Consider the following 25,316-nt stretch of genomic DNA (forward strand, 5'->3'; position numbering starts at 1 on the left):
CCTTCGGATGCATGGCTTGGTTAACAAATTTTCGCCGTAATCGAACCGGCGAGAGGCAGGACGGGCAGTCACAAAATATGTTAGCGGTTCGTAGTTAAGCAAACTATAGATTGCAAATATAGTTAATCCCCTAGTAAATATCGGGTCTATGCACGCAATGCGGTCGCCGCTTTGAGCCGTTATTGGGCGATTTGCAATTTTCACTTGCTTCGGCCGGTATGTTTAGCGTAGCGTTAATCTAGAGCCCCCGAAATCGCTCGCTATAAATTGGGTTTTTTGGTCATTTTTTGGTGCGATTCACATAATAAGCTCTGGCTTGTAAGCGGAAGTTCGGCGCCAGCGCCGGGATCCAAATAGTCATGTCATTGATCGGGCGTGATAGCCTGAAGCTGCAACGTGTGCGGGCGTGTTTGTTCGTGTCGATGCGGCAAGAGAGGGATTAATATTGGTGTTTCAGAGTTCAGCAGCTGATGTCAGCGAGCCATCCAAAGCCTTGCGGAAATGTAAAGGTGGTCTTGTATTTATCGGTATAGCAAGCGCGCTTATCAATATCCTCTATCTAACAAGTTCGTTCTTCATGCTGGAAGTGTATGACCGCGTCATTCCCAGCAAAAGCATACCGTCGCTGGCCGCCCTGGCGATACTTGCGCTTACTCTCTATGCCTTCCAAGGCGCGTTCGAAGTCCTGCGCAGCAGGATGCTCGTGCGCGTTGCCGGCGCGCTCGACGAAACGATGAACGGACGTGTGTTCCGGGCGATCATCAAGGCGCCGCTGAAGGTCAAGATCGGCGGCGACGGGCTGCAGCCCTTGCGCGACTTCGACCAGATCAGGACCTTCCTTTCGGGCATGGGCCCGACGGCGATGTTCGATCTGCCCTGGCTGCCCTTCTATATCGTGATCTGCTTCATGTTCCATCCGGCGATCGGGTATATCGCCATCGGTGGCTCGCTCATTCTCGCGATCCTGACGTTCCTGACCAATCAGGGAACGCGCACGCTCTCGAAAAAGCAATCCGACGCCGCCAATATGCGGAATGCCTTTGCCCAGACTTCGATCCGCAACTCCGAGGTCATCCATGCGATGGGCATGGCCGGGACGATGGCGGAAATCTGGGCTCGGAAGAACGGGGAGTTCCGTACCATCAACCGGCAGGCTTCGGACGTCGGCAACGGATATGCGACCCTGTCGAAGATTTTCCGTATCGCCCTGCAATCGGGAACGCTCGCGACGGGCGCCATCCTGGTCATCCAGGGTCAGGCTTCCTCGGGCATCATCATCGCCGGTTCCATCCTGACGTCCCGCGCGCTTGCGCCGGTGGAAGCAGCGATTGGAAATTGGCGCGGTTTCGTGTCTGCGCAGCAAAGCTGGGCGCGGCTTTCCAATCTCCTGAAAACCATTCCGGAAATTCCGGCCCCGCTTACGCTTGCGGCTCCGTCCAAGCAGGTCACGGTCGAGGGTCTGGCCAGCGGCCCGCCGGCAGGCCAGCGCCTGGTTATTTCCGATGTCAGCTTCGGCTTGAGGGCAGGGAGTGCGCTCGGGGTCATCGGCTACAGCGCCTCGGGCAAGTCATCTCTAGCGCGGGCGATGATGGGTATTTGGCCGTCCGTCAGAGGATCCATCCGCCTCGACGGTGCAGCACTCGACCAGTGGGATACAGACGCGCTCGGCCGGCATATCGGTTATCTCCCGCAGGACGTGGAGCTCTTCTCAGGCACCGTCGCGCAGAATATCTGCCGCTTCGCCAAGGATATGTCGCCCGAGGCAGTGGTTTCCGCGGCAAGGGCGGCGCGTGTTCACGATCTCATTCTTCGCCTGCCGAACGGCTACGAAACCGAGATCGGTGAAGGGGGTGCATCGCTCTCGGCCGGTCAGAGACAGCGTATCGCGCTTGCAAGGGCGCTTTATGGCGAGCCCTTCCTCGTCGTGCTCGACGAACCGAACTCCAATCTCGATGAAGAGGGCGAACGGGCGCTGAGTGCGGCGATCATGAGCGTGCGTGCACGTGGCGGCATCGTCGTCGTCATCGCGCATCGATCCGGCGTGCTGGCGGTGTGCGATTTCGTCCTGATGATGCAGGACGGCCGAATGATCGCATTCGGTCCCAAGGAAGAAGTAATGTCACGCGTCAGCCGCCCGGAAGCGGCGCGTACACCGATTGCCGACCGTGTGGCTCAGCTCAAGGTCGTCGTCGACGGCATCAATGCGGCCGAATAGGCCGGAGGACGTATTTGTGAACAAAGTCATCAGTGAATCGAAGCGCTCGCTCCATCGCCATGTCATGGTGGTCGGCGCGTTGTCCATCGCCCTCGTTTGTGGCATCGGCGGTTGGGCAGCGACGACAGAGCTTTCGAGCGCCGTCATCGGCGAGGGCGTGGTCGTCGTCAACGGCGATGTGAAGAAGATCCAGCACCTGACGGGCGGTATCGTCTCACAGCTCCTGGTCTCCGAAAATGACCATGTGACGGCTGGACAGGTCCTTATACGGCTCGATGGAACGACCACAAAAGCGCAGCTCTCGATCGTCGAGAGCACGCTCGCCCAGCTTTATGCGCGCCGTGCCCGTCTCAAGGCGGAACGGATCGGGGCCGAGTCGTTCCAGGTCGAGGAAAACATCAGCGATCTCACATCCAGCACCTCGGCGCAGAAGCTGCTCGACGGCGAGCAGAAGCTGTTCGACAGCCGTAGATCGGCGCTTGTGGGAATGAAGAGCCAGATGGCGTCGCGCAAGGATCAGTTGGGCGAGCAGATCAAAGGCTTGGTCGTTCAGATCAACGCAACCAATGATTCCCTCGGCCTGATCGAAGAGGAACTCGCAGGCGTCGATACGCTCTACAAGAAGGGTCTCGTCACGCTTCAGCGTTTGAATCAGCTGAAGCGCGCACGCGCCGATCTCCAGGGCAATAGCGGCCAGGAAATCGCGGCGAAGGCGGAGGCCGAAGGCAAGTCGATCGAGCTCGACCGTCAGACAATCCAGCTTGATGAGGATCGTCGTTCGGAGATCGCGAAGGATTTGACCGACGTCGAAGCCCAGATCGCCGAATATGAAGAGCGGCGTGGAACGGCACTCGATCAGCTCCACCGTCTCGACATTACCGCGCCGCTGAGCGGACGCGTTCACGAGCTCGCGGTTCATACCGTCAACGGCGTCATCGATCCCGGTCAGACGCTGATGCTCGTCGTTCCCGAAAATGACGATCTTACCGTCGAGGCGAAGGTCGCGACCCGCGACATCGACCAGATTCACGTCAGCCAATCCGTCGATGTCAGGTTCAGTGCCTTCGATCAGCGGACGACGCCTGATGTGAGCGGCGAGATCACCTCGATCGCGCCCGATATCGTCAGAGACGAGCGGACGGGCATCAGCTACTATCCCGTTCGCGTCAAGCCGAAGGCTGAAAGCCTGGCGAAGCTGAAGTCGATAAAGCTCTATCCGGGCATGCCGGCGGAAGTCTTTATCAAGATCGGCGACAGGACCGTTATCTCCTATCTCACGAAGCCGCTGACCGATCAGATGCAGCACGTATTTCGTGAGGAGTGATCGGCGGCCGCCGCATCGTTTTGAGGCGGCCCCGAAAGATGGCTGTTGGTATCCATCAGGTTAGCGCTGGGGCCATGCCTGCCGCGTTGCGGTAGGCATGCATGACGGGCCATTTCATGAGATTGTCTCAAGCCTGCGATAGGCTGGCTTGAACAAGGGTTTGGCAATTTTCCCAAATGACCGGCTGCGGCGTGACGGATCGTTTCCGCCGGGATATGGTCTCTCCATGATATGTTTGCGGCTTTGGCGAGCGACGCCCATTGAGAGACGGCTGGCGTATGGACTGGTTCTGTTTTTGGTGTGTCTCGTGACGCTCTCGGCCCCGAAAAGCGGTCATGCTGAAAATCTTCCGCCGTTGAAAATCGTGGCTTTTGGGACCTCCTTGACAGCCCGGGGCGGCTGGCAGCCCGCTCTCGAGAAGGATCTGGGAGCCTGCCTGCAGCGGCTGGTGAAGGTCGCAAACGTTGCAAAAAGCGGTGAGACGACCATATGGGCCCTGACCCAAATCGATCGCGTCGTCGCCGAGCAGCCGGATATCATCCTGATCGAGCTCTACGCCAATGATGCAACATTGCAGAGGTTCGTATCGCTTTCGCGAAGCCGGCAGGATATCGGCGAGATCCTCGATCAGCTCCACCAGCGCCTGCCGCAGGCGCGGATTATCGTCATGGCGATGAATCCCTTTTCAGGACTGCGCGGCCTGATCCGTCCCTTTGTCGAAAGCTACATCTCGGCCCATCAGGCGGAAGCCCGGAAACGCGGCCTGGAGTTTGTCGACCACCGGCCCAACTGGGAGCGTCTGCCGTCAGACGAGCTCGCTGCAGCAATTCCTGACGGCGCGCACCCCCTGCCTGGCATCGCTTCCAAAATCATCGTGCCGGAACTTGTCAAACACATTGCCGGCCGCGATTGCGGGGGATGAAAACCTCTGCTTTGGGGATGGTGTCTGCTTGGGCTCTCTGGTTCAGCCCGCCGCGAGATAGCCTTTGAGGTAGTTGACCAGCGATGTCCGTCCGACCTCCGAGGGATCCTCGTGAGAGGGACTGTCCAGCTCGTCGAGAAGATAGTTTCTGAGTTCGTCATCGGTACGGGCGACATAGATGCCGGGCCGGCCGACGAGCTGGCTCACCGTGGCAAGCTGATGATCGTTTCGGTGTTCGCCGAGGGATGCCTGCCGGGGAACGAGAATGATCGGTTTCCCGAACCGCTTTGCGGTGAGGACGGTGCCGATCCCCGCATGAGAGACGATGACCGTGGCATCGCGAAAAACGCTATCGAAATCCGCAGGTTCGATATTCTTGATCCATTTCATATTCTGGGGCGTGTAGGTGCCCTTGCCGATCTGAGCCAGAACCGGTCTGGTCAGATCCTTTGCGAAGGTGTCGACGGCCTTGACGAGGCGATCGAACGGCAGCTGCGTTCCGACGGTGACAAGGATCAAAGGACCGCTCCTGCATAGTGCGGGCCATCCGGCCGCGAGAGATGTTGCCACTGCGTGAGCCAGAGCGTCGCGATATGGCCGGCCAATTTTCCGGATAGAGACAGCTTCTCGACATTGGCGACGCTGTCGATCCAGATCGTCCGCCTGCCTGTCAATTTGCCGGCAAGCAGGCAAAACAGTCCGGGCGCGGCACCTGTGGAGATGACGACGTCGGGCCTGTGCTTGATGACGATATAGAAGGCGCTGAAAAAGCACCGGATCGACATGGTAATCGAGTCACGGCTGCAATCTGGAAGGACCAGACCGTCAGTGATGTCGTATTTTTTCAGGAGGCCGGGGATTGTGGTCGCGAAAACAACCTCGCTGCCTTCGAAGGCGGCGCGCATTGCCATCAGCTGCTCCCAGTGGCCACCGCCCGACGACGCGGCAAGAATTTTCCGGCGTTTTCCGTCAGTCATAATCCATGCCTCGCATTGTCTTGGGCTGCTGTCGGTCTATCGAAACTTTCAATCGACTTCCCAGGGTTGAACTTCAATTTAAGTTTGCGGCGCAATACGATAAACTGGGCCTCGCCTCGGCGAGGCATGCCCGAACATCAGCAGGATACCCACTATTCTCAGCATCGCAACATTCGTATCGATTCGCATTGCGATGCGCCAAACTGTTCGATTCGCTCAAAATTGAGAAGTGTTAAACTTCCCTATTGCAATGCATCATTTTAGGATGCATTGCAATACAACTCCGTTAGCGTCGACGCCGCCAATCATGCTGGCAACGTTCGAAAGGATATCCGGATGCACAAAAACTCCGCACGCGCCTATCGTCCTGATGTAGATGGTCTTCGTTCGATCGCCATCATTTCCGTTGTGTTATTTCACGCAGGTCTGAGGCCATTTTCGGGCGGTTTCGTCGGCGTCGACATTTTCTTTGTCATCTCCGGATATCTCATCACAGGGCATATCTATAGCGACGTCCTCAGATCCGAATTCAGCTTCGCAAAATTTTACGTCCGGCGAGCAAGGCGAATATTGCCGGCATTGTTTTTCGTCCTGAGCGCTTCCTTTCTGATCGGTTTCCTTCTGCTCTCCCCTGGGGAGTTCAAGAAATTTTCGCTCAGCGCCGTCGCGGCCATGTTCGGCATTTCCAACATCTATTATTGGTTTTCCAGCGATTATTTCTCGCCTGCAGCCGATCAGATGCCGATGCTGATGACCTGGAGCCTCGGTGTGGAAGAGCAGTTTTATATGGTCTTCCCCTGGGTCATTCTGTTCTTGAATCGCTTCTTCAAGCGGGGAATTCTTCCAGCGATCGCGACGCTGGTCGTTGTCTCATTCGTATTTTCCGTCGTGGCGCTGAAGATCGACCCGGCTTTCACCTTCTATCTGCTCCCCAGCCGTGCATGGGAACTGGGAATCGGCGGCGCTCTCGCCGTCATGGAGATAAAAGGCGTGCGTTTCGATCAGGGGCGGAAAGCCGTCGTCAACGGCATCGCTTTCATCGGCGCGATACTGATTGCCGCGCCCATCTTTATCTATAACGATTCTACGCCTTTTCCGGGTGCTTCGGCGCTGTTGCCGGTCCTCGGTTCGGCGCTGATCATTGCCAGCCCGGGCTCGTTTGTTGCCCTGGCGCTTGGTTCGCGGCCACTCGTTTTCATCGGGCTTGTCTCCTATTCCTGGTATCTCTGGCATTGGCCGCTTTTGAGTTTCGCCAGCGTATCGTCCGTATGGCCATTGCAGCAATCGGCCGCTCTGATCATCGTTGCGATCTCCTTTGTCATGGCGGTTTTGACATATTACCTGGTGGAGAAGCCGTTTCGGCGCCCGGGCATTTCCAATGGCCGTACACTTTGGCGCTACGCCACTGCCTTGGTCATTTTCACGCTTCCTTTCGCACTGGCCGTGCTGATGGCCGGAATTCCGCAGAGATTTGGTTCACAGGTTGCGATGATCGAAAAGGTCATATCCACCCGTGAGTCCTGCCTCGTATCCTATGGCGCGGCTTCTCCCGCCAATGGCGCAGGATGCCAGCCGGGAGGCGATGCCGGGCCTGCAATCGCGCTGATCGGCGACAGCCATGCGGCCGCACTTGCGCCCGGATTGAGGGCGGTCGCGCAAGAGCGAGGCTACCAACTTTACGTCTTCACCAAATCATCCTGCCCGCCGCTGACGGGGGCCACGCGCTATATGCCAAATCATCCGGCTCATGCCGCGGAATGCGCGGCTTATAACGCCAGGGTGATGGATTTGCTGCGCGGGAATGATGCCATCAAGAAAGTGATCCTGGCCGGATACTGGTCTGCTCCAATGCGTGAGGCAGAATCCGGCTCGCGTTACATTCATCCGGGCGCCAACGGCGCGGAACAGCCCGAGGAGGCAAATGGGCCGACCCTTGAAACGGCGCTCGCATCGCAGATCTCGCAATTGCGGGAGATGAACAAGGATGTCGTTCTTCTGCAGGACGTTCCCTTGTTCAATTTCAACCCGGTCCGCTTTTCGCTCCAGCACGCGATACCCCTGAGGTCGGCGTTCGGGACACGGCTCGACGGCGATCGCGATTTGACACCTCACGACGCTCCGATGAAAGCTGTCGTGAATTTCGATGATCCGGTAAGGGATATCGTGACGCGCGTCGCGGAGAAATCACCGCCTGGCGTCACGCTGGTCGATCCCTTCGGGGCGCTTTGCCCGCAAGCCCGGTGCCAATTTTCCACGGCCGACGGCGCGCCTCTGTTTACAGACAACCAACATCTGTCGACTGTCGGCTCGGTGCTCACCGCAAGGGCAGTGCTTTCCGCGGACAATGACAACAAGATGCGGACGACATCCTTCGAGACACAGTCAATGGTGACCGGTGCTGCTCAATCCAATTTGACGCCGGTGCGCTGAGACGCACCGCGATCTGTTGGATTTGCTTGCCACGCTTTAGATCTTTGGTTTTCCGACGATCTCGTGATCGCAAACCATTGCGCAGTCTGCATCCTCTCGGCACAGCGGGCGCTCTGAATTAACACCCAAACAGACGCATCGGCCCGAAAATCGTTTTCGATTTTCGGGCCGATGCGTTAGCCGCGCGGGTTCAGATTGATGTCGGGGCGTCATAGGGATTCGTAAAGCTGTCTTATGCGGCGACAACCTTGGCTCGGAACCGCATTGACTTGAGATAGCGCCCCACGGGCTTTTCGATGAACATGTAAATCAGTGCGCCGCCACCGGCAGCAATCACCACATCCATCGGGCGCCAGAACCAGAGATACAGGAAATTTATCCCCGAAAGCTGGGTCAGGGCGCCGAACACGTTCCCGCTTAATGTGAAGAACAGTTGCTGGAAGATGTAGATCGAAAACGAAGCAGCGCCCAGAAACTTCAACCACGGTATATTCGGCACCCAGCCAAGCCGCTCAATCGTCAATGCCGAGGCGACGATCAAAACCGCCAGGCCGCCCCATGCGAGCCTGCCGAAAAAATACGAGCATGCAAACAAACCTGCGGCGAGAAGGCCGGATATGACAAGGGCACGCAATAGCGAAAGGTTTCGCAGCGTCAGGCCGTATACCCGACCCAGGATCGTGCCTGCCAGGAACTCAAGCAGAAGCGGGCTGGTATAAGTCGTGGAAATAGCGCCTTGCGACGGAACGGCCTCTCCCAGAATGACCAATGCACCGAAGCATGCTGCCAGTCCCCAAACGCGCAGGCTTTGAGGGGCGATCAGAATGATGGAGAATATGGCGTAGAAGTACATTTCATAGTTCAGGGTCCAGCCCTGGAGGATCACAGGCCAAACCTCTCCATGCGCGTTCTGGTATGGAATGAACGACATGGACGAAATCAGCGAGACCACATCGGTTTCGTATCGGTGGACTGGAATCCCAACCAGAACCAGAAGACCGCCTGCAAGGATCGCGAGCCAATACATCGGCACGACGCGAATGATCCTATCAAGCAGGAAAGCAGATGGCGTTTTTTCTTTCGCGTCGGTCGTGGCGATCATAACGAAACCGCTGATCACGAAGAACAGGTCGACGCCATGTGTGCCGATCGAAAATATTTCTATCCGGTGGTACAGCAAGACCCCGATGGCCGCCAAAGCTCTGAGATATTGAAGCGATAAAATCTCTTGCGGCTTTTGTATCGTTGTCACTACTTGCTCCTTCTTCGCGCTCAGTCCAGCGCGATATACGGACTGCAAAACTGCCGCAGCTGGTAATTTCCGGCGAGAAATAATTGCGGTCGGATTTGCTAACGTGGCGCCGTCTGTCGGCTATCGGCAATAAGATCGCGCAGCGATCTACCAGTGTTTTTTGGTTTGCTCACGGGAAGCGACACAACCAGATAGGGCCACAGGATGACCGGGGCGAGCATCATTCCCGCTTCCATCATGGAACCAACGACGATGAGGAGAATGATTGCAACCTCTTTGGAATGCGTATCGCGAAGATCTCCGGAACGTTGGGTCGCGGTCAGGCGGCCGCCGAGACGCTGAAGAACGAAGGCTGTCCAGGCAATCATGCCGGGAACGCCGATGTTAAGGGCAAGTTCCAGGTAGGTATTGTGGGTCGAGCGCGCATCGAAGGTGAGCTCGACATATTGCTCCATGACTTCGGGTTGGCGAAAAGCCGCAAAGCCGTAACCAAAGATAGGGCGGTCATACACGAGCGGCAGCAGCTGGTCCCAGATATTGGTGCGTCCGGAAAATGTAAGGTCTTTTCCAAATGCGTCCGCAATCATTTCTGCGACACCGAGATAGGCGAAGGACGCTGCAACCCCGAGAAGCAGGCAGAAGAAGAAGACAAAGAAGGAGCGCGCCAGCGAGTTTCTCACCGACTGCATCAGGTGCGAGCCGATCAAGGCAGACACGCCGATACCCACCATGACAACGGCGGTCGAGGACTTGGAGACGACGATCAGCAGGAGAGTACACAGCAATGCCGCCCAGCGTATAAGCTGGCTATAGCGCAGCCGCCCCTTCGGCATTCCTATGGATAGCATGGCTATGAAGCTGACGGCGCAAAACTGACCAAGGCCATTCTTGTGGTAGAACAAGCCCTTTACCATGCCGGCATAAGAACCAGCCATGATGCCGTATCTCGGAAAGGCGATGGTATAGAGAATATTCGCAAACGCCGCGAAGATGCCGAAATTGATCAGAATCTGGAACGTCGCGACACTGCCGTAGCGAAACCTGTAGAGCAGCGGTGCAACTGTCAGAATGGCTACGGCGGCGATGCCGCGGACGGATGCGCCAAAGCTGATCGAGACCCCAAGAGATATGATCGAAAATGCGGCAACGACGTACAGCAGAGCCGGTATTCTGCGAAAGTAGGAGACAAAACGGTTTGGTTCCAGCGAGATGTAGAGAGCGATCAATGGAACGAGGCTGTACAGCATCAATTTCTGCGCGAGCGGATCGACTGGCGCGTCTTCGAGAAAATTTGACGGATAGCCGTACCACATCCCGGTTGTCCGCAGGAGCGTCAGATAAAGCATTCCCGTGAGGAGCCCACGGACGAAGGTCTCTTTCTTGACGCCGCGACGTGGCCGCGACCGGGCCATCGGCCGGAGCCCGATTTCTCCATCCCGAACATAAGAAGGGCTGTAACTCATCCGCGGTCGCTCCCGCAATTTTTACTGAAGGGCGGCATTGGGTCTATATTCCTGGTATGCATGACCGAGAATCCCGTTGACCATGCCGGCGCCACGCAGAACGTGAGTGAGAGCCCGCATGCCCCAGTAGGGTGAAATCAGAATCGCCGGCAGCATGGCCAGCCCGAGCACGACTCTCGTGGCGCCATAGGCCGCGCGGTAGATCCGGCGCTTGAGGTTGCCATGCAGGACCTCGCTGACCGCGAAAGTATTGCCGAGCCGGTATTGTCTCTGCAACACCCATTTCCAGGTCATCCGGCTCGCCGGAACGATATCATAGACAAGCGCCTTGTCAGCCCAGAAAACCTTCATGCCGCGGCGAATGGCCTGATTGAAGAACAGATAGTCCGTTCCCCCGGTATAGCGCATCTTCTCTTCGAAGCGCAGGTTCCATGAGCGGATCAGGGGATAATCAAACATGACGTTGTTAGACGCCGCGTAGTTGATGCGCTGACCGTCCTGGTTCTTTTTGCGTTCGAAGACCCGCGCCTTGATGAAATATTCCGGCGGATTTTCGGGATAGACCGGCTGGACTGGCCCATAGACGCAATCGGCGCGGTTTTTCTCGCGGGTCTCCAGCATGGCGTCGAGCCAGCCGTCAACTGGCCATTCGTCGTCGTCGAGAAAGCAGAAGAGATCGGTGCCGGCAGGTGCTGAATCCAATGCGCGGTTGCGCGCAAAGGGGATGCCCTGGTTGGTTTCGACGACGTAGATCAGGTCATAGGCGCCGGTCTGGCCAAAGCCCTCCACCGTGTTTCTTGCGCTGCCACTGGCATCATTGTCCACGATCACCATGGTCAGATGGTAGGGACGGGCCGGGTGCCTGATTTGGCGCGTCATCACGTCGAGCAGCTTGGCGATCCCGTCCACGCGCCGATAGGTCAGCACGCCGACGGCGATGTTCAAGGGTACGGCACTTGTCTCGCCAGCGCCGGCGGACGACTGCGGGAAGGTGTCTTGCTGGTTCATGACTGTCCTCTCCGCAACATATTTCCCAAACGCTTGCGCGCGGCCATCAAGGCCACCTCGGTTGCGGCATCGTCGCCGAACGGGCCGCCGGCCACTGTATTGCGTGCTTCCTTCCGGAGTTTCAGCAGCGATGTCGTTTCGGCGATGCCGCCGGCCACCAGGCTCTTGCCGAGCGTCTGCAATTCATCATAGCGGCGCGCCAGTTCCAGCCCGGTCGCGATCATGATCCGCGGGCGCAGCGTCTTTGCCCTTGTTGTGCCGGTGTAGCGGTTCGAGGCATGAATGCGCTGAAACGTCAGCGGTGTCTCGATGATGGCGCCGCGGCCGAGATAAGCAGCGGCAAACTTGATATAGTTGTCACTGAGCACGACGTCGGTCGCGACCGACATCGGCAGGATCTGGGACAGGAGGCTGCGGCGGAAGCTCAAGCCCGACGTCGGCACCGGAAGCGAGGGGAAGCCGCCTTTGCGCAGCGTTTCCCGCTTGTCGAAAAGCGTCACCTTTAGCTCTGCAGGAGGCGGATCGCTTTCGTTGGTCGTTACCCGGTCGAAGCACCAATCAATCTCGTTGCGGTCGTAGATCTCGGCAATCCGCGCGAGCTTGCCCGGCAGAAATGCATCGTCTGCATCGAGAAGAAAGAGGATATCGCCGCTTGCGGCCGCAAAGCCGGCATTGAAGCTCGATGCCTGGCCGCCGTTTGCCTTCAAGACCGGGACGATCCGATCGCCATAGGCGGCGATGATCTGGTGGGAATCGTCCGTCGATCCGTCGTCGACCACGACAACTTCAAAGTCGGGATAATCCTGGGAAAGAACGCTGTCGATGCATTGGCCAAGATAGCGGGCATAGTTGAAGTTGTTGATCAGCACGGAAAGTTTCAATGCGCAATCTCCTGCGTCATCTGCTGAGAACCATGTCCCGTCGGCATATATCGGCGAATCCCCGCACGGTAGCCGCGCATGTAATAATATTTCCAGATCGCCCAGAACCGCTTCTTCGATCTTGGCAGAAGATAGAGAAAAGCTGCCCGCACCGTCCAGTCGGCGCTCTCAACCCAGGTTCTTAAGGGAATTCCCGCGATTCTTATACCTCTGGGAACGTCCTCGGCAAAAAGCGCCGGCATTCCATAACCCAGACGTTCGCCGCGTTTCTGCACCCAGGCTTCCGTAACGCTCGCGGCCGGAATCCAATGATGGACAATGGCCTCGGCGCAACGGTAGGTTTTCACGCCGGTCCGGGACAGGCGGCTGACGATTTCCGTATCCTCTCCCATCGCAAAAAGACCGCCCGGGAGAGGCCCGATATCTTCGCGAAACCGGACATTGCTGCCAAGCAATTCCCGACGGACCGTGGTGTTCGGACCCCAGATTTTTGTCGGGTCGCAAGGGCCGCTGGGCTCCTCGTCGGCGATGGCGAAGGTTGATCCCATGGGGATCCAATCCAACAGCGGATTTCCTTCAGGATAGTGTTCCCAGTTTGGAAGAATTCCGCCGCCGAAGACGCCAAAATCCGGATTAGCCTCAGCGCAGGCGGCAAGTGTGTTCAACCAGTTCACGTCTGCTTCGACGTCGTCGTCGGTAAAAACGACCAGCGCTCCCCGCGCTTTCGCCAAAGCCGCGTTCATGGCTCCGGATTTTCCCGGACGCGGATGACGAATGACCGTCATCGGCAGCTTCTTGGCATACCGCTCGAGAAGCTCTTGCGTTCCATCGCTGCTGTTATTGTTGACGGCAATCAGTTCCCATTGTTCGAAGGGAAAGTTCTGCGTCAACATCGAATCCAGCATTTGCTGGAGGCGACGTCCGGCACCGTTAAAGGACGAGAAGACGACACTGATTTTGGGATCCGTCATCAAATCCTCCTGCCTATCGAAGCGCGAGAAACATAGGGTTTATCTATCTTTCCGGAGCATTTTCCGGCGACGTCAACGCGATACAATCGGCTCATTTGTCGGCACCGATCCGAGAATAGATCAACCTGTTCGTCGTCGTTCGCTGCTTGAGGAATTGACGCAGGATTCCCTGCCTGACCGATTGTGCCCAGAGCAATTTGAAGCGAAGGCCGCTTTGAGGAAAGCTCTTCAGAACGAAGCTGGCCGGCGCCATGACAAGCCAGCTCAGGGCGCTGCCGATAGGAAGGCCACGAATCTTTGCTTTGCGGTCGAACAGGTTCGGCCTGATGATGACCAGTCCCATGCCGTAGCGTTCTCCGCGCCGCAAAACCCAGCCTTCCTCTACATAGCCCTTCCTGACCATGTGGCGAACCTTCGGCCCCTGCGAATGAAAGGCTCTGGCGCCATTCCTTTCCAGCCTCATGGCGAATGCGGTGTCTTCGCCCATGGGAAACTGAGCGACGGTGGCGTCCGGACCGAGATCGTCATGAACGATGTAGCCGGGGCCTAATATGGAACGGCGGAAGGCAGAATTCGGCCCTGAAATCAAAGCCGCGGATATCGGTCCTTCCGGAAGGTCGTCGTTGAGCGCATAGAGGATGCCCAAATGCCCGTACTTCATCAACAACGGACCGGGCTTTTCCTCCCATTCGGGCATGATCAGGCCGCCGAATATGGCAAACTCCTGCTGTTCGTTTGCCAAAGCGAGGAACTGTTCGATCCAATCCGGCTCGGGAATCACGTCGTCATCGGTCAAGATGACCAGCTCGCCTTCCAGATGGCGGAAGCCCTGCGTCAACGCATGTTGCTTGCCTTGTTTAGGCTCGAAATAAACTTCCAGCGGCAGCCGATCCTGATAGGACTTCAAGACTTTTGACGTCTCGTCATTGCTGTTGTTGTCGACGGCGACGATTTTCCACTCGTCATGCGGCAATGTGGAGGCGCACAAGGCGTCCAGCATGGTGGGCAGGGTCTTGGCGCCATTATAAGTCGAGAAGAGTACTGTTACTTTGACTTTGCTCATCTGAGCCCTCCGAACGACGCTGTGTTCGATCAGCAACTGCGTTTTCGGCCGGATCACTTCCCAGGCCGGGTTCTGTCGGCTGCCCTAAGCCGACTTCGGCACGGCGATAAGTTTGGCCTTTGACAGTGTCTTGACAACGATACGCTGAACTTCGGTTTCCGGGCCGTTCGGCTTCTTCATCGCAAGCCAAAGGACAAAGCTGGAGCCGATATAGAAAACAGCGCCGGCACTGACCAATATGGCCAGATGAGCGGCCAGAGCCAGCTTGTCGGCAGGCGCGCTCAGAAGATGCGACACGCCCCACACGCCAGCTGCCATCACAGCGACGCTGGCAAGCGCGCGGAAGTTCGCCGCCAGCTGCTGGAAGAAAGGCAAGCCGATCAGCCGTTTAACGAGAAGCATATTGACGACGGTTGAAATCAAGCCCGACAATATCCGCGCGTAGATAACGCCCGGAAGTCCGAAATACACGAGACCGGCGATGATGATCGGCACACGAAGCACCAGCATCTGGGCGTCGCGGATAAACAGCAACTTGGTTTGCCCCTTTGCCATTCCCAACGGCTGCACCAGCGAACCGAGCGTCTGTATTCCAAACACCGCCGAGAGCGCCTGCACGATAAAGATGGCGGGAACCCATTTCTCGCCCATGGCAAGCCGCATCATCGGATCGGCAACGACCGCCATGCCGATGCCGGCCGGGAGGGCCACGGCTGCCAGAAGCGCCTGAGCGCGCTGGTAGGCGGCGATGAGCCGGACAGGGTCGTTGCGCACCTTCGAGAAGCCGGGATAGATCGTCTGGTTCAACGGAGCCGTGGCTTCGCGGGTCGGCAGCATCGCAAGAGTGTTGCCGACGGTATAATGGCCAAGCTGGACCGAACCCATCCACTTGCCGATCAAAAGATACTCGATCCGCCAGTTAAGCGTGCCGACGATCTGTCCGGCGGTCAGCCACACAGAAAACGAAAACAATTCCCGTGCGTGCCGGAAGGTTATGCGTGGCCAGAACGGCAGGACGGTGTAGGAAACGACGAGATTGGTCAGCTGGTAGGCGAGGAGACCGAGAACCAGCGCCCAATAACTCTGGTAGAGCGCGGCGACCGCAACGGTGACGATAAAGCCGGCAAGCTTCTGCGATACGTTGAGCACGAAATCCTGCCAGAATATCAGATCGCGCTGAAGCATGATGCGGCGTGGATTGGCGAGACCGCTCAGGAACAGGCTCAAACTCAAGGCGAACATGACGTTCACCAGCCGAGGATCCTGGTAAAAGTCGGCAATGGGATAGGCCGCGGCGGCAAATAACAGTGCCAATACCAAGCTTCTCGCCGCGCTCAACGTCCAAACCGCGCTGAAATGTTCCTCGGTTGGAGCCTCGTGGCGGATGAGCGCCTGATTGAGAGAAAGTTCGGTGACGGAACTCAGGATGAGCTGAAGGGTGGTTGCAATAGCAACGAGGCCGAAATCAGCGGGGCCGAGATACCAGGCCAGAACAAAGGTGCTGAGCGCCGAAAGCCCGTTAACGATGGCGCGGGACAGACTCAGCCAGATGCTGCCCCGGATCAGTCGATCGGTAACGTTATTCATGGTCTAACGACTCCTGAGGTCAAGAACACTGACCGTTTCAGTGGGTATATCCATCCCGAACAATTGGCCCCCGTCGTCATTCGGGAGGATGGAATGAGAGAGTTATGCCGCATCGCCTTGCAGCGATGCATGGATGCCACCTTCACAGGGCGCTTGCCGTTTTCCTGGAAAAATCCTGCTTCAGCCGGTCCAGTTCCCGCAGCATCCTGTTATGCGCATTGACGGTCGCCTCTTCGCTGCTGAGCTGGCCGGGCTTTTCCGCGACCCGCTGCAACGTCTTGACCGTCGATCCGAAGACATAGTTGCCGGTGAGCTGCAGAATGCGGCGGCGGCGGAACGTTATGTTCTTCCAAAGATAACTGTTTTTCGGTACCAGCGCCGCGCCTGCTTCGACGAGGTTCGACGGGCCGATCGGATCGAAATCGATCTCCAGATCAAGCGCGCTCGCCCAATCATACCACTTGGCGCGATTTTCCAGAGCAATCGGACGGATCGCCCGCCACGGAACCCGCAACGCGTCTGAGATAATGCAGCCGTGCATCGCCTCGGAGACGATTTTATGCGATGCGCTGATTTCTGTCAGGACCTTTTCCACCGACCAGCGCGGATCGATATAATGGATGCCGGCGAGTTCGCAGGCCTTGTCCCAACTGCCGTGCATGGCGCTTTCGTAATGCGGGATAAAGGAGACGGGATAACGCTTCTCGACGTTTTTCGCATCCCAGCAGCTGCGGGTGAGGATGCCCGAATCGCCGATGGCGTAGCTCGGGTCGATGCCGAGGATTTCGGCCGTCTTCTTCCCGCGCACGAAGTAGAATGTCCAGTTGCCGTCGACTTTGGGTGGGTTGGTGTAGCCGCCATAGCCCGAACCGAAGACGATCTTCTGCATGTTGGGGTCGAAATTGTCGTAGAGGATCGAGCCGATGCCGAGAAAGAGCTGGCTTTCGTCGTCGTCGAAGAAGTCGGGCAGTAGGCGCTCCCAAAGCCAATGGTTCAGCTCGTCGCCAAAATTCTCGTGTTTCCCCCGGTAGGCAAACATCTTCATCGTGCTTCTCCTGTCGGCAAGTGCGTCACGATCTGCGAGACCGCTTCGTCCTCGCGTTCCATGCGTCCGTAACGTGAAATGATCTTGATGTCGCTGCGGATGATTTTTGCCGGGTTGCCAGCCACGAGCGAGCGCGGCGGCACGCTTTTGGTCACCACCGAGCCGGAGCCGATGACGCATTCGTCGCCGATTTCGACGCCCGGCAGAATGATGCTGCGCGCGCCGATGAAGCAGCGCCTGCCGATCCGCGTGTGAAGGTAGAGCCCGCGCGTGAGGTCGTGGGTCAGGATCGCAGCTTCAAAGGCGACATAGGTTTCAGCGCCGATGTGCAACCCCTTCGGATTGGTCTTGTCGAAGCGTACGCTGAGGGAAAAGCTGGCTGTCGGATCGATGTCCATTCCCCAGAATTTCGTATAGTAGAACCACTTGGCCCTTACGATGCCGTCGCGCAGCGGCCGAAACACGTTCAGTCCCCACTTCGGCTTCTTTCCTGTCTGCACCATTAAGTCCGACCCCGGCTGGAAAATTGGTCAAGCACGGAACTGTAATAGTCCTCGAGCATCCCCGTTTGGCGACGTATGTCGAAACGCTCGGCCACCAGAAGCGGTGCCCGCGCGCTGAAGGCTGTCCACAGAGCCTGGTCGTTGAGCAGTCTTCCGACCGCTTCCGCCATTCCCGCGACATCCCGCTCCTCCACGAGATAACCAGTTTTCCCCTCTTCGATCGCTTCGCCCACGCCTCCCGAGCGGAATGCGACGACCGGAGTACCGACCGCTTCGGCTTCCAGATTGGCGAGGCCGAACGCTTCTGCGTGACCATTATCGAGGGTCACGCTGCCATGAAGATAGAGTTCCGCACTGGCGAGCAGATCCCTAATCTCAGTCTGCGACAGATTTTCATGGATCGTGACGCTTGGCAAGGAACGACGCGCCAGCGCCTCGATTTCCTGCTTCAACGGACCCTGGCCGACCATGACGAATTCGACCGGGGTGCCTGCGGCCGCCACGCGTGAGAGCGCGTCGATCATGAAGCGGTGGCCCTTATAGTCGACGAAACGGGCGATGGAAACCACCAATCCCTTTTTTCGGGGGCGGGGCTCCATTTTAAAGAGATCGAGATCGATGCCGATATGATGGCGATAGACACGATCGGCGCGGAAGCCAAGCCCCAGCAACCGGTCGCGGATGAAGTCGGAAACGGCGATATTCCAGCTGTTCCAACCGGCCATCTCGCGGCGTCCCTTGGCGAAGAAACGCACCTGGTTGAAGCCGCCCGGCTTTTTCGGATCGCCGCCATAGGTGGCGTCGAAACCGTGGAACGTCGTGACCAGCGGCTTGCCGGCGGCGCGCGCCAAGGGACCGATGACATAACCGTTCTTGCCGAAATGAGCGTGAACGAGATCGGCTTTGCCGATCGCCGGAAACAGCGAGGGCAGGCCAATCTGCGGGATTTTCAAGAGCAGTTCGCCGGCGCGCGCAACGGGAGACCGGCGGATGTCGTGAACCTGAACGGAGGTTTTCTTCGTGTGGGCGGAAGAGATTCTCGAGCCGGCAAGAATTTCAGCTTCGAAGGAACGAAATGCCACCGCCTGGTTCAGAACAAATGCCTGGCTGGCAGGCAAAAATTTTTCCACATAAATAACGGCTTTTCTCATGAATCTAGTCGCGTCTCCGTTGTGTTGCGCGATCACATCGCCTCTATCGCCCGCTTGATGCCGTCGACCGAACTTCTCGGATCGTTGTTTTCGTCGTAAAGATTAACGCGTTTCGTGCATGCGGCATTGGGATCGGTGTCCTTCTCGTCACGCGCGCTGAATTTCTCCGACATGCCCCATACGGTCGCGCCTTTCAAGTCACCGCGTTCGGCGGCAACAGTGATCACGTCGCCGAATATCTCCGCATAAGAGGCCGGCGTGAAGCCCTTTTCGCGTTTCAGGAAATGGCAGGACGCATCGAGTTCGGTGATGAAAACGCCGACACCCATGTCTTTCAGCGCCGCGCAGAAACGGCCCATTCCTTCCTGGTCGATCCGGTCGAAGCCGGGGCGGAAATGCGACTGCAGCCCGACGGCGCCGATCGGCGTCTTCTTGGCGACGAGATCCTCGACGATCTTCAGAACCCGCGTGCGCTTCTGTTCGAACACGTCGGATTTCTTCTCCAGATGCGTTTCGTTGAGGACGAGTGTCGCGGCGGGATTGGCTTCGTGCGCCATATCGAAACTCATACGAATATAATCGTCGCCAAGAAGGCGTCGGAAAACACAATCCCGCAGATCCGGCGAATCATATTCCAACGGTTCGTTCACCACGTCCCAAGCATCGATCGACCTCTTATAGCGAGTGACAACCTGTTTTATGTGACGGTTCATCGCCGCCTGAATGGTCTGCGCGTCGGTGATGGCGGACACCCAGTCCGGCACGCGATACCAGATCAGCGTATGTCCATAAACCCTCATGTTGTATTTTCGTGCGAACGCAACCATGCGGTCCGCATCGCCGAAGGAGAAAACGCCGGGACGCTTTTCCGTCGCATTCCACTTCAACTCGTTTCGCGGCGTTATCGAATTGACGTTATCGATGTAGATCTGGGAGGCGACCGGATCGGCGATATCCTGCGGGTCGATTGCCGAGCCGAACCGGAACGATTTCCCGTCGGCAATGGCGCGCAGGCCACCGGCGGGCGGCATCTGCGCCAGCGCTCCGCCTGCACGTGCATATAACAGGGCGAGCGGAACGGAGGCGAGGAAACGTCTTCTATTCATTCTTTCTCTCACTGTTGGCTTCAGGCCTGCAAGGCAAGTGAACGGCCGAGCTCGCCGGCAGCTGCCCACGGCAGATTCGCTTTCAAATCAATAGAGTAATGCACCTTCAAACATACTTCCCGGGAGTGCTGTGCTGTCAGTATCTTCTAGACTTTTCCGCTGGTTCCAAGATATAAACTCGCCGCGGAGGAAGCTCGTAATGGAAGATTGGTTAAGCTATCTGATGAGCTATTTTCATATGGCATTTCATAATGCCGCTTTTTTTATGGCGACCGTTCGAAACGACCTGCTCCTTCTCGATGTCCGGCTGTTCACAGCCGTCTTTTTTGCCGTCATCGGCGTGGTTCTCATCCTCATCATCGCGCTCGTCAGGACGTGGCGGCGGTTGCGGCAATCGGAGGACGTCATCCGCTCGCTGAACGACGACCTTGCCCAGGTCACGCAAGACCTCAATGTCGAGCGTGTCTGGCGGCTGGCGGGCGGCGACAGCACCGAGCAGCCCGGTCCCGACAGCCTGACGGAACTCTACAAGCTTCTGTCCAGGCACCAGGCTGCAAGTCATATGGCCTGATCGGCCGGCGCGGGACATGCACCTGAAAACCTACTGCCGCTGTTTCTGATTTTCTGCCGGCGCCTCGGCATCTAGAGGCGCGGATTTTGATTCCGGCTGAGTGCCGTCGGTCTCGTCCGCGGGGTCCGGCGAGGGAAGCCACAATCTGTCGGAAAAATAATTTCTCGTTCTTTTCTGGGGTCCCGAGGTCGCATCCAGCGCAAGGGTAAAATTGTAATGCCCGGCATTGAGCACCTCGTGGGTGAAGCTGATGCTGGCCCCAAAGCCGTCTTCCCTAACGTCCCGGAGGCCCTTAATCGCATTCAACGCCTCGTGGAAATCGAGCCACTGCGGTTGCTGCAGCATGGTTTCAAAAATGCGCAGAATGCCGGGATCGAGCTGGCCGTTTTGATCCGTCTGAGGATTGATGATCTTCACGCGCATATTGTTGATCGTGCCTGCGGCATCGCCGCGAACGATGACGAAGATGGAGTTCGGAAGCTGATCCTTCTCCCGCTTGCCGCTGTGCTCGAAAAAACATTCGTATGTGTCGGCGTTGAAGCTCGCCGCTGCCCAATCGCTGGTTTGAATGCCGGCATCGCGCAGCGCCGCACACATTGTGGGGCCGGAGATCCGCCATGTGCGCAGAAAAGCCGACGCAGTCTGCGCCACAGGCGCTTCGATGGCGTGCACGGGAAGCTTGAAGGTGGCAGGAGGTGTTCGGCGGGGAAGGGCCCTGGGTGGGGGCGGTTTCAGCTCTTCGGGAAAGAGATCGAAGCCGAAGTAATGGCCGACCGCCTTCAAGTGTTTCATGTCGTTGGAAAGAAGCACCGTTCCCATGACCAGCGAAAGGGAAATCGCCAGCAACAACCAGAAAGCCACGGGGATCCGCGGTTTTTTCACCGGCTGTTTCGCAGATGCGGGCGACGAATCGGGCAAGCTTGTCTTCTCCGGTACGCGAGAAGGATTTCGAACGGGCTGTCTAAATCCAGCAGTATACATTCATCCGTTAAATATCTTTGGCTTCATGTCGGCAATTGGGCGCCTTTCCGCCTCGTCATCGGATAGGGCAGGCTACAGATTTCGGCGGAGGCGCTTTAACACCATTCCAGGCAAGAATCTCCAATACTGCGGCCGACAATTGCTGCGGGGGAGGGCGGGACGATCCCGCCATCCGGTTCATGAGCCGGCCGCCGCCAGTTCGGTTTCTTCACGATCGCGATGGATCAGTTTTATTATTGTCATGATTTCTTTTGAAATTTTTATGTTGTTTCTGAAATTCCATAGATTTGCTATCTGTGTTTGTTGTTTATCCGTTCGATAATAACCTATTTTTCTCGTAAAACGATTATATATCCGTCGTGAAACCATAGATAACGTCCCGGATATCCTTTCCATCGGATGATTTTTCACGGTTTTCATCAAATTTTGGACGTATTCTTCGATAGGGTCTGCCGTGCAACCTGAAAGGAGAGGATATGTCTGTCGAGTTAGACGCAACCACCTACGTTCACGCCAAACCGGCAACCGCGCACTCCTACATCTTGCCTACCGTCTTCGACGTGCTGGGGGACCATTTCGATGGTTCTGCCAAAAACGATGTCTTTGATTTGGGATGTGGTGCCGGCGGAGCGGCGGCAGCCCTTGCAGAAAAGGGATATTCCGTCGTCGGGGTCGATCCTTCGAGCGACGGCATCAACAAGGCGAATATCAATTATCCCGAACTGCCGCTGAACCTCGGTTCGGCGTATGATGATCTTTCCAGCGAGTATGGCACGTTCGATGCCGTCATCAGCCTCGAGGTCGTCGAGCACGTTTATGATCCGAAGGCGTTCACGTCGACGATGTACGATCTCGTCAAGCCGGGCGGCATCGCCGTGATGTCGACCCCCTACCATGGATATCTGAAGAACCTCGCTTTGGCCGCGGTCGGAAAGATGGACGACCACTTCATGCCGCTGAGGGATCATGGACATATCAAGTTCTGGTCGAAAAGCACGTTGAGCACGCTGCTTTTGGATAGCGGTTTCGACAATGTTCACTTTGAGTATGTCGGAAGGATTCCGGCTTTCGCTAAGTCGATGATCGCCGTCGCTCAGAAGCCTTTATAAAGGGGCTTCTAAGCGGCCGCTGGTTTCGGGCGGCTTGCTCCGCCCGCTTCTTGCCGTCGCTGTCAGCACCGAGCACCTGTGATAATCCACAGGTTGTTTTTTGCCGTGCTCAAAAGCGAAAAAATTCCTTAAGAAATATTTACTTTTAGTTGCATTCTTGCTTAAACTCTCCATTATGCGGCTGGGCGTGCTGATAAAGCGGGAGACTTACTCATATGAAGGCTAAATCGCCTAATTCCATCGACGTCTATGTTGGCAACCGTGTGAGAGTTCGCCGAAAGACGCTCGGGATGACCCAGCACGGTTTGGCCGAGCTTCTGGGGATCACCTTCCAGCAGATCCAGAAATATGAAAAGGGAACGAACCGGATTGGCGCCAGCCGGCTTCAGCTTATATCCGAGATTCTGCGCGTGCCCGTCGGCTTCTTCTTCGAAAACGGCGGTTCTGGGCCGATCGAAGGCGAGACGAGCGAGTTGAACAAGTTTTTGTCCTCGAAAGAGGGACTGGCGCTCAACAAGGCCTTCATTGCGATCGAGGATCCGAATATCAGGCAAAAACTGGTGTCGCTGGCCAAAAGCCTGGCGGTCGCTGGATTGTCCGACATCGAGGCTGAATTGCAGGATCCGGTTGCGAACGGCTGAGGATGGATCGTGCTTCATCTGCAGACATTTGGCGATCTGCGGTTGATCGAATCGAATGGCGACCCGGTTCGCTATCCGACCAAGGGCCTGTTGATGATGGCCCATCTCTATACCGGCGCAAGCCACGAACTCAGCCGTTATGAACTGGCTCAGTTCCTGTGGAGCGACGTCGAGCCGGAGCAGGCGCGGCTCAATCTGCGCAAGCTTCTGTCCCGCATCCGTGAGATGGACGGCGCCCGCGCCGAAATACCTTTCGATTTCACCGCCACCGCCGTTCGGCTCAACAGGCAGGTTGTTTCCAGCGACCTCGATATCTTTCGCACTGATGCTCCACCGCTGGAGCGGCTGAACGCGATCGCCGAACTGAGCCAGCGCGGGTTCATCGGAAATATCAAACCGGCAACCAAGCCGATAGACGCCTGGATGAGGACCCAGCGGGACGCCCAGGCGCTGCAATTGCGCCAGGCGCTGCTGGATGCGCTGCCGGCGGTGCAAAGTCCCGCAGATGCGCGCATCATTTCCACCACTGCCCTGCAGATCCTCGAACGGGATCCGACTGACGAGCAGGTCAGAGCATTGCTGCACCGGCTCTCGGGCGGATCGTCGCTCAGCGAGAAGCTGCCGAACGGCGATGGCCGCGTGGTGGAGGTGAAGCCTTCCACGACCGATGGCCAGGCGCCTGTCGACACTGATCGTGTATCGGCAATGCCTGTAATCCTGCCCCGTCTGGTGCTGCTTCCCCCGACATCGAAACATGCCGATGCCGGGCTTGCGCTGGCGAATGCCCTGATCGAAGACGTGACGATCGAACTTTGCGCGCTTCGAAACATTTCCATCGTCGCGCCGCATACGGCAGGACAGATCCGCCGCGATTCCGAAAAGGCGGCCATCGTCGCCCGGCACTCGATCGCCTATCTCCTGGATACCAGGTTCTCCGAAGAGGGATTATTCGCCCAGCTGATTTACTTCCCCACGGACGAGATCATCTGGGCCAATCGCTTTGCGATGAGGCCTGATACGCTGCCGCGGCAGAGACGGCTGATCGCGCAGCAGCTGACCTTGTCGGTGGCAAGCGAGCTGGCTGAAAACGAGGAAGAGCGGCTGCGTTTCGAAGCCAATCCGCAGGCCTATCATTCCTATCTCGTCGGCTCGAGCCTGATGAGCAAATTGACCTTGCCGCATATCCGCCGGGCGAGGAAGGCGTTCAAGCAGTCGCTGTCGCACAAGGCGGATTTTTCTCCTTCTTTCACCGGGCTGGCAAGAACCTTCACCAGCGAATGGCTGGTGACGGCGCAGGGCAATGATGAGCTGCTGCATCTGGCCGAGCAGAATGCGCTTCGCGCCATCGAGCGGGATCCTTCGTCGGCGGCGGGGCATCGCGAACTCGGCGTCACTAAACTCTACCTCGGCGATGTCGATGCGAGCGTCGCGGCACTGCATCTGGCCGAGGAACTCAGTCCGCACTTTGCCGATGTCATCTACAGCCATGCCGATACGCTCGTGCATGCATCCCGCCCCGGCGATGCGCTTGCTAAGATCACAAAGGCGATCTCGCTCAATCCGATCGCGCCTGACGCCTATCTCTGGTGTGCCGCCGGAGCGAGTTTCTTCCTGGAGCAATACGAGGAGGCGATCGCCTATGTCGAGGCGATGAAAGACAAAGCGCCGGCCCATCGCATCGCGGCGGCCAGTTGCGCAATGATCGGCGATCGAAAACGGGCGCTATTCCATCGGCAGCGCGCCGAAAGCATCAATCCGGTGTTCGACGTCGAGAAGTGGCTCGCCATCGTTCCTTTCAAGGAGCATTGGCAAAAAGAGCTTTATCGGGAGGGCCTGTTGAGGGCTGGTTTTTAACAATCACTTAGGGGCATTACATGGCAAAGGCAGTTATTATAGGCATTCCAGGCGAGACAGGTCTTTGGCTTGCCGATCTCGGTGCGGGCACGGTTAAGCCGCTCAATCCAACAGGGGATCTGGCGACCGTCAACGACCTGCGCAAAACGGGCGGCACGTTCGTCAACAATGTCGACCTTTCCGTCGCCGTTTCGTCGGTGCAGGTCGCCCTTTCCGGCCATGTCGACGGCTGAGCCGGCGTTCTGACACATCGGCAGCGGAT

The 25,316-nt window shown here is 57.4% G+C and carries 24 protein-coding genes; 9 read left to right on the forward strand and 15 right to left on the reverse strand.

Translation table 11 applies throughout. From position 1 onward, the window contains the following. Positions 1 to 448: 448 nt before the first annotated feature. From EFQ99_RS24180 to EFQ99_RS24190, 3 genes are all read left to right on the forward strand, one after another. Positions 449 to 2,215: a type I secretion system permease/ATPase gene (locus EFQ99_RS24180; protein WP_126923738.1), complete on the forward strand. Its 1,767-nt coding sequence runs from the start codon at positions 449 to 451 to the stop codon at positions 2,213 to 2,215. A gap of 16 nt (positions 2,216 to 2,231) precedes the next feature. Continuing rightward, the gene (locus EFQ99_RS24185) at positions 2,232 to 3,539 is read left to right on the forward strand and encodes an HlyD family type I secretion periplasmic adaptor subunit (RefSeq protein ID WP_126923739.1); all 1,308 of its coding nucleotides are present in this window, start codon (positions 2,232 to 2,234) and stop codon (positions 3,537 to 3,539) included. 226 nt (positions 3,540 to 3,765) lie between these two features. Further along, a complete protein-coding gene (locus EFQ99_RS24190) occupies positions 3,766 to 4,461 on the forward strand; it encodes an SGNH/GDSL hydrolase family protein (RefSeq protein WP_126923740.1) in 696 nt (231 codons plus the stop codon). 42 nt (positions 4,462 to 4,503) lie between these two features. Here EFQ99_RS24190 and EFQ99_RS24195 read toward each other — a convergent pair whose 3' ends face one another. Then, entirely contained in the window at positions 4,504 to 4,980 is a 477-nt protein-coding gene (locus tag EFQ99_RS24195; protein WP_126923741.1) for a glycosyltransferase, read from the reverse strand. After that, the gene (locus EFQ99_RS24200; protein ID WP_126923742.1) at positions 4,977 to 5,438 is read right to left on the reverse strand and encodes a glycosyltransferase family protein; all 462 of its coding nucleotides are present in this window, start codon (positions 5,436 to 5,438) and stop codon (positions 4,977 to 4,979) included. The genes EFQ99_RS24195 and EFQ99_RS24200 overlap by 4 nt, the downstream gene beginning before the upstream one ends. Positions 5,439 to 5,774: 336 nt before the next feature. Between EFQ99_RS24200 and EFQ99_RS24205 the strand changes: the two genes are divergently transcribed. Then, a complete protein-coding gene (locus tag EFQ99_RS24205; protein WP_126923743.1) occupies positions 5,775 to 7,868 on the forward strand; it encodes an acyltransferase family protein in 2,094 nt (697 codons plus the stop codon). A gap of 232 nt (positions 7,869 to 8,100) precedes the next feature. On the opposite strand, the gene EFQ99_RS24210 is transcribed toward EFQ99_RS24205, so the two are convergent. From EFQ99_RS24210 to EFQ99_RS24260, 11 genes are all read right to left on the reverse strand, one after another. After that, a complete protein-coding gene (locus EFQ99_RS24210) occupies positions 8,101 to 9,120 on the reverse strand; it encodes an acyltransferase family protein (protein ID WP_164736431.1) in 1,020 nt (339 codons plus the stop codon). Between the two features lie 98 nt (positions 9,121 to 9,218). Next, positions 9,219 to 10,583, reverse strand: coding sequence for an O-antigen ligase family protein (locus EFQ99_RS24215; protein ID WP_126923745.1), 1,365 nt, complete (start codon positions 10,581 to 10,583; stop codon positions 9,219 to 9,221). Positions 10,584 to 10,604: 21 nt separating this feature from the next. Further along, complete coding sequence (locus EFQ99_RS24220; protein ID WP_126923746.1) at positions 10,605 to 11,591, reverse strand: glycosyltransferase family 2 protein; 987 nt, start codon at positions 11,589 to 11,591, stop codon at positions 10,605 to 10,607. Beyond that, positions 11,588 to 12,472, reverse strand: coding sequence for a glycosyltransferase family 2 protein (locus EFQ99_RS24225; protein ID WP_126923747.1), 885 nt, complete (start codon positions 12,470 to 12,472; stop codon positions 11,588 to 11,590). The genes EFQ99_RS24220 and EFQ99_RS24225 overlap by 4 nt, the downstream gene beginning before the upstream one ends. Further along, entirely contained in the window at positions 12,469 to 13,443 is a 975-nt protein-coding gene (locus EFQ99_RS24230; RefSeq protein WP_126923748.1) for a glycosyltransferase family 2 protein, read from the reverse strand. The genes EFQ99_RS24225 and EFQ99_RS24230 overlap by 4 nt, the downstream gene beginning before the upstream one ends. 91 nt (positions 13,444 to 13,534) lie before the next feature. Further along, entirely contained in the window at positions 13,535 to 14,506 is a 972-nt protein-coding gene (locus tag EFQ99_RS24235; protein WP_126923811.1) for a glycosyltransferase, read from the reverse strand. Between the two features lie 84 nt (positions 14,507 to 14,590). Further along, complete coding sequence (locus tag EFQ99_RS24240; protein ID WP_126923749.1) at positions 14,591 to 16,093, reverse strand: lipopolysaccharide biosynthesis protein; 1,503 nt, start codon at positions 16,091 to 16,093, stop codon at positions 14,591 to 14,593. A gap of 142 nt (positions 16,094 to 16,235) precedes the next feature. Next, entirely contained in the window at positions 16,236 to 17,138 is a 903-nt protein-coding gene (pssM, locus tag EFQ99_RS24245; RefSeq protein ID WP_126923750.1) for an exopolysaccharide glucosyl ketal-pyruvate-transferase, read from the reverse strand. Next, a complete protein-coding gene (locus EFQ99_RS24250; protein ID WP_126923751.1) occupies positions 17,135 to 17,641 on the reverse strand; it encodes an acyltransferase in 507 nt (168 codons plus the stop codon). The genes pssM and EFQ99_RS24250 overlap by 4 nt, the downstream gene beginning before the upstream one ends. Continuing rightward, on the reverse strand, positions 17,641 to 18,792 hold the full coding sequence (locus tag EFQ99_RS24255) for a glycosyltransferase (RefSeq protein ID WP_126923752.1): 1,152 nt from the start codon (positions 18,790 to 18,792) through the stop codon (positions 17,641 to 17,643). The genes EFQ99_RS24250 and EFQ99_RS24255 overlap by 1 nt, the downstream gene beginning before the upstream one ends. Before the next feature lie 32 nt (positions 18,793 to 18,824). Next, the gene (locus EFQ99_RS24260; RefSeq protein ID WP_126923753.1) at positions 18,825 to 19,898 is read right to left on the reverse strand and encodes an endo-1,4-beta-xylanase; all 1,074 of its coding nucleotides are present in this window, start codon (positions 19,896 to 19,898) and stop codon (positions 18,825 to 18,827) included. A 199-nt stretch (positions 19,899 to 20,097) separates the two neighbouring features. Here EFQ99_RS24260 and EFQ99_RS24265 point away from each other — a divergent pair, with 199 nt between their 5' ends. Next, complete coding sequence (locus EFQ99_RS24265; RefSeq protein ID WP_245441571.1) at positions 20,098 to 20,469, forward strand: hypothetical protein; 372 nt, start codon at positions 20,098 to 20,100, stop codon at positions 20,467 to 20,469. Positions 20,470 to 20,499: 30 nt separating this feature from the next. Here the strand turns inward: EFQ99_RS24265 and EFQ99_RS24270 are convergent, their stop codons facing one another. After that, positions 20,500 to 21,387: a DUF6030 family protein gene (locus EFQ99_RS24270; RefSeq protein WP_126923754.1), complete on the reverse strand. Its 888-nt coding sequence runs from the start codon at positions 21,385 to 21,387 to the stop codon at positions 20,500 to 20,502. Positions 21,388 to 21,627: 240 nt separating this feature from the next. Continuing rightward, positions 21,628 to 21,870: a hypothetical protein gene (locus EFQ99_RS24275; RefSeq protein ID WP_126923755.1), complete on the reverse strand. Its 243-nt coding sequence runs from the start codon at positions 21,868 to 21,870 to the stop codon at positions 21,628 to 21,630. 56 nt (positions 21,871 to 21,926) lie between these two features. On the opposite strand from EFQ99_RS24275, the gene EFQ99_RS24280 reads away from it, so the two are divergent. From EFQ99_RS24280 to EFQ99_RS24295, 4 genes are all read left to right on the forward strand, one after another. Then, on the forward strand, positions 21,927 to 22,559 hold the full coding sequence (locus tag EFQ99_RS24280) for a class I SAM-dependent methyltransferase (protein ID WP_126923756.1): 633 nt from the start codon (positions 21,927 to 21,929) through the stop codon (positions 22,557 to 22,559). A 215-nt stretch (positions 22,560 to 22,774) separates the two neighbouring features. Then, positions 22,775 to 23,200 carry a helix-turn-helix domain-containing protein gene (locus EFQ99_RS24285; protein ID WP_126923757.1) on the forward strand — a complete coding sequence of 142 codons (426 nt, stop codon included), beginning with the start codon at positions 22,775 to 22,777 and terminating at the stop codon, positions 23,198 to 23,200. A gap of 9 nt (positions 23,201 to 23,209) precedes the next feature. After that, positions 23,210 to 25,054: a peptide antibiotic resistance protein gene (locus EFQ99_RS24290; RefSeq protein WP_126923758.1), complete on the forward strand. Its 1,845-nt coding sequence runs from the start codon at positions 23,210 to 23,212 to the stop codon at positions 25,052 to 25,054. A gap of 20 nt (positions 25,055 to 25,074) precedes the next feature. After that, a complete protein-coding gene (locus tag EFQ99_RS24295; RefSeq protein ID WP_126923759.1) occupies positions 25,075 to 25,287 on the forward strand; it encodes a hypothetical protein in 213 nt (70 codons plus the stop codon). The last annotated feature ends 29 nt before the right edge of the window (positions 25,288 to 25,316 follow it).

It is taken from the genome of Rhizobium vallis, assembly GCF_003985155.1.
Taxonomy (GTDB): Bacteria; Pseudomonadota; Alphaproteobacteria; order Rhizobiales; family Rhizobiaceae; genus Rhizobium; species Rhizobium vallis.

Bases quoted from the DNA above. Each gene is read 5' to 3' on its own strand.
- EFQ99_RS24215 (WP_126923745.1), bottom strand. From the start codon at position 10,583: ATGAGTTACAGCCCTTCTTATGTTCGGGATGGAGAAATCGGGCTCCGG.
- EFQ99_RS24285 (WP_126923757.1), top strand. From the start codon at position 22,775: ATGAAGGCTAAATCGCCTAATTCCATCGACGTCTATGTTGGCAACCGT.
- EFQ99_RS24190 (WP_126923740.1), top strand. From the start codon at position 3,766: ATGATATGTTTGCGGCTTTGGCGAGCGACGCCCATTGAGAGACGGCTG.
- EFQ99_RS24260 (WP_126923753.1), bottom strand. From the start codon at position 19,898: ATGAATAGAAGACGTTTCCTCGCCTCCGTTCCGCTCGCCCTGTTATAT.
- EFQ99_RS24200 (WP_126923742.1), bottom strand. From the start codon at position 5,438: ATGACTGACGGAAAACGCCGGAAAATTCTTGCCGCGTCGTCGGGCGGT.
- EFQ99_RS24205 (WP_126923743.1), top strand. From the start codon at position 5,775: ATGCACAAAAACTCCGCACGCGCCTATCGTCCTGATGTAGATGGTCTT.
- EFQ99_RS24280 (WP_126923756.1), top strand. From the start codon at position 21,927: ATGTCTGTCGAGTTAGACGCAACCACCTACGTTCACGCCAAACCGGCA.
- EFQ99_RS24250 (WP_126923751.1), bottom strand. From the start codon at position 17,641: ATGGTGCAGACAGGAAAGAAGCCGAAGTGGGGACTGAACGTGTTTCGG.
- EFQ99_RS24230 (WP_126923748.1), bottom strand. From the start codon at position 13,443: ATGACGGATCCCAAAATCAGTGTCGTCTTCTCGTCCTTTAACGGTGCC.
- EFQ99_RS24275 (WP_126923755.1), bottom strand. From the start codon at position 21,870: ATGAAAACCGTGAAAAATCATCCGATGGAAAGGATATCCGGGACGTTA.
- EFQ99_RS24295 (WP_126923759.1), top strand. From the start codon at position 25,075: ATGGCAAAGGCAGTTATTATAGGCATTCCAGGCGAGACAGGTCTTTGG.
- EFQ99_RS24235 (WP_126923811.1), bottom strand. From the start codon at position 14,506: ATGAGCAAAGTCAAAGTAACAGTACTCTTCTCGACTTATAATGGCGCC.
- pssM (WP_126923750.1), bottom strand. From the start codon at position 17,138: ATGAAGATGTTTGCCTACCGGGGGAAACACGAGAATTTTGGCGACGAG.
- EFQ99_RS24240 (WP_126923749.1), bottom strand. From the start codon at position 16,093: ATGAATAACGTTACCGATCGACTGATCCGGGGCAGCATCTGGCTGAGT.
- EFQ99_RS24255 (WP_126923752.1), bottom strand. From the start codon at position 18,792: ATGAGAAAAGCCGTTATTTATGTGGAAAAATTTTTGCCTGCCAGCCAG.
- EFQ99_RS24265 (WP_245441571.1), top strand. From the start codon at position 20,098: ATGGAAGATTGGTTAAGCTATCTGATGAGCTATTTTCATATGGCATTT.
- EFQ99_RS24220 (WP_126923746.1), bottom strand. From the start codon at position 11,591: ATGAACCAGCAAGACACCTTCCCGCAGTCGTCCGCCGGCGCTGGCGAG.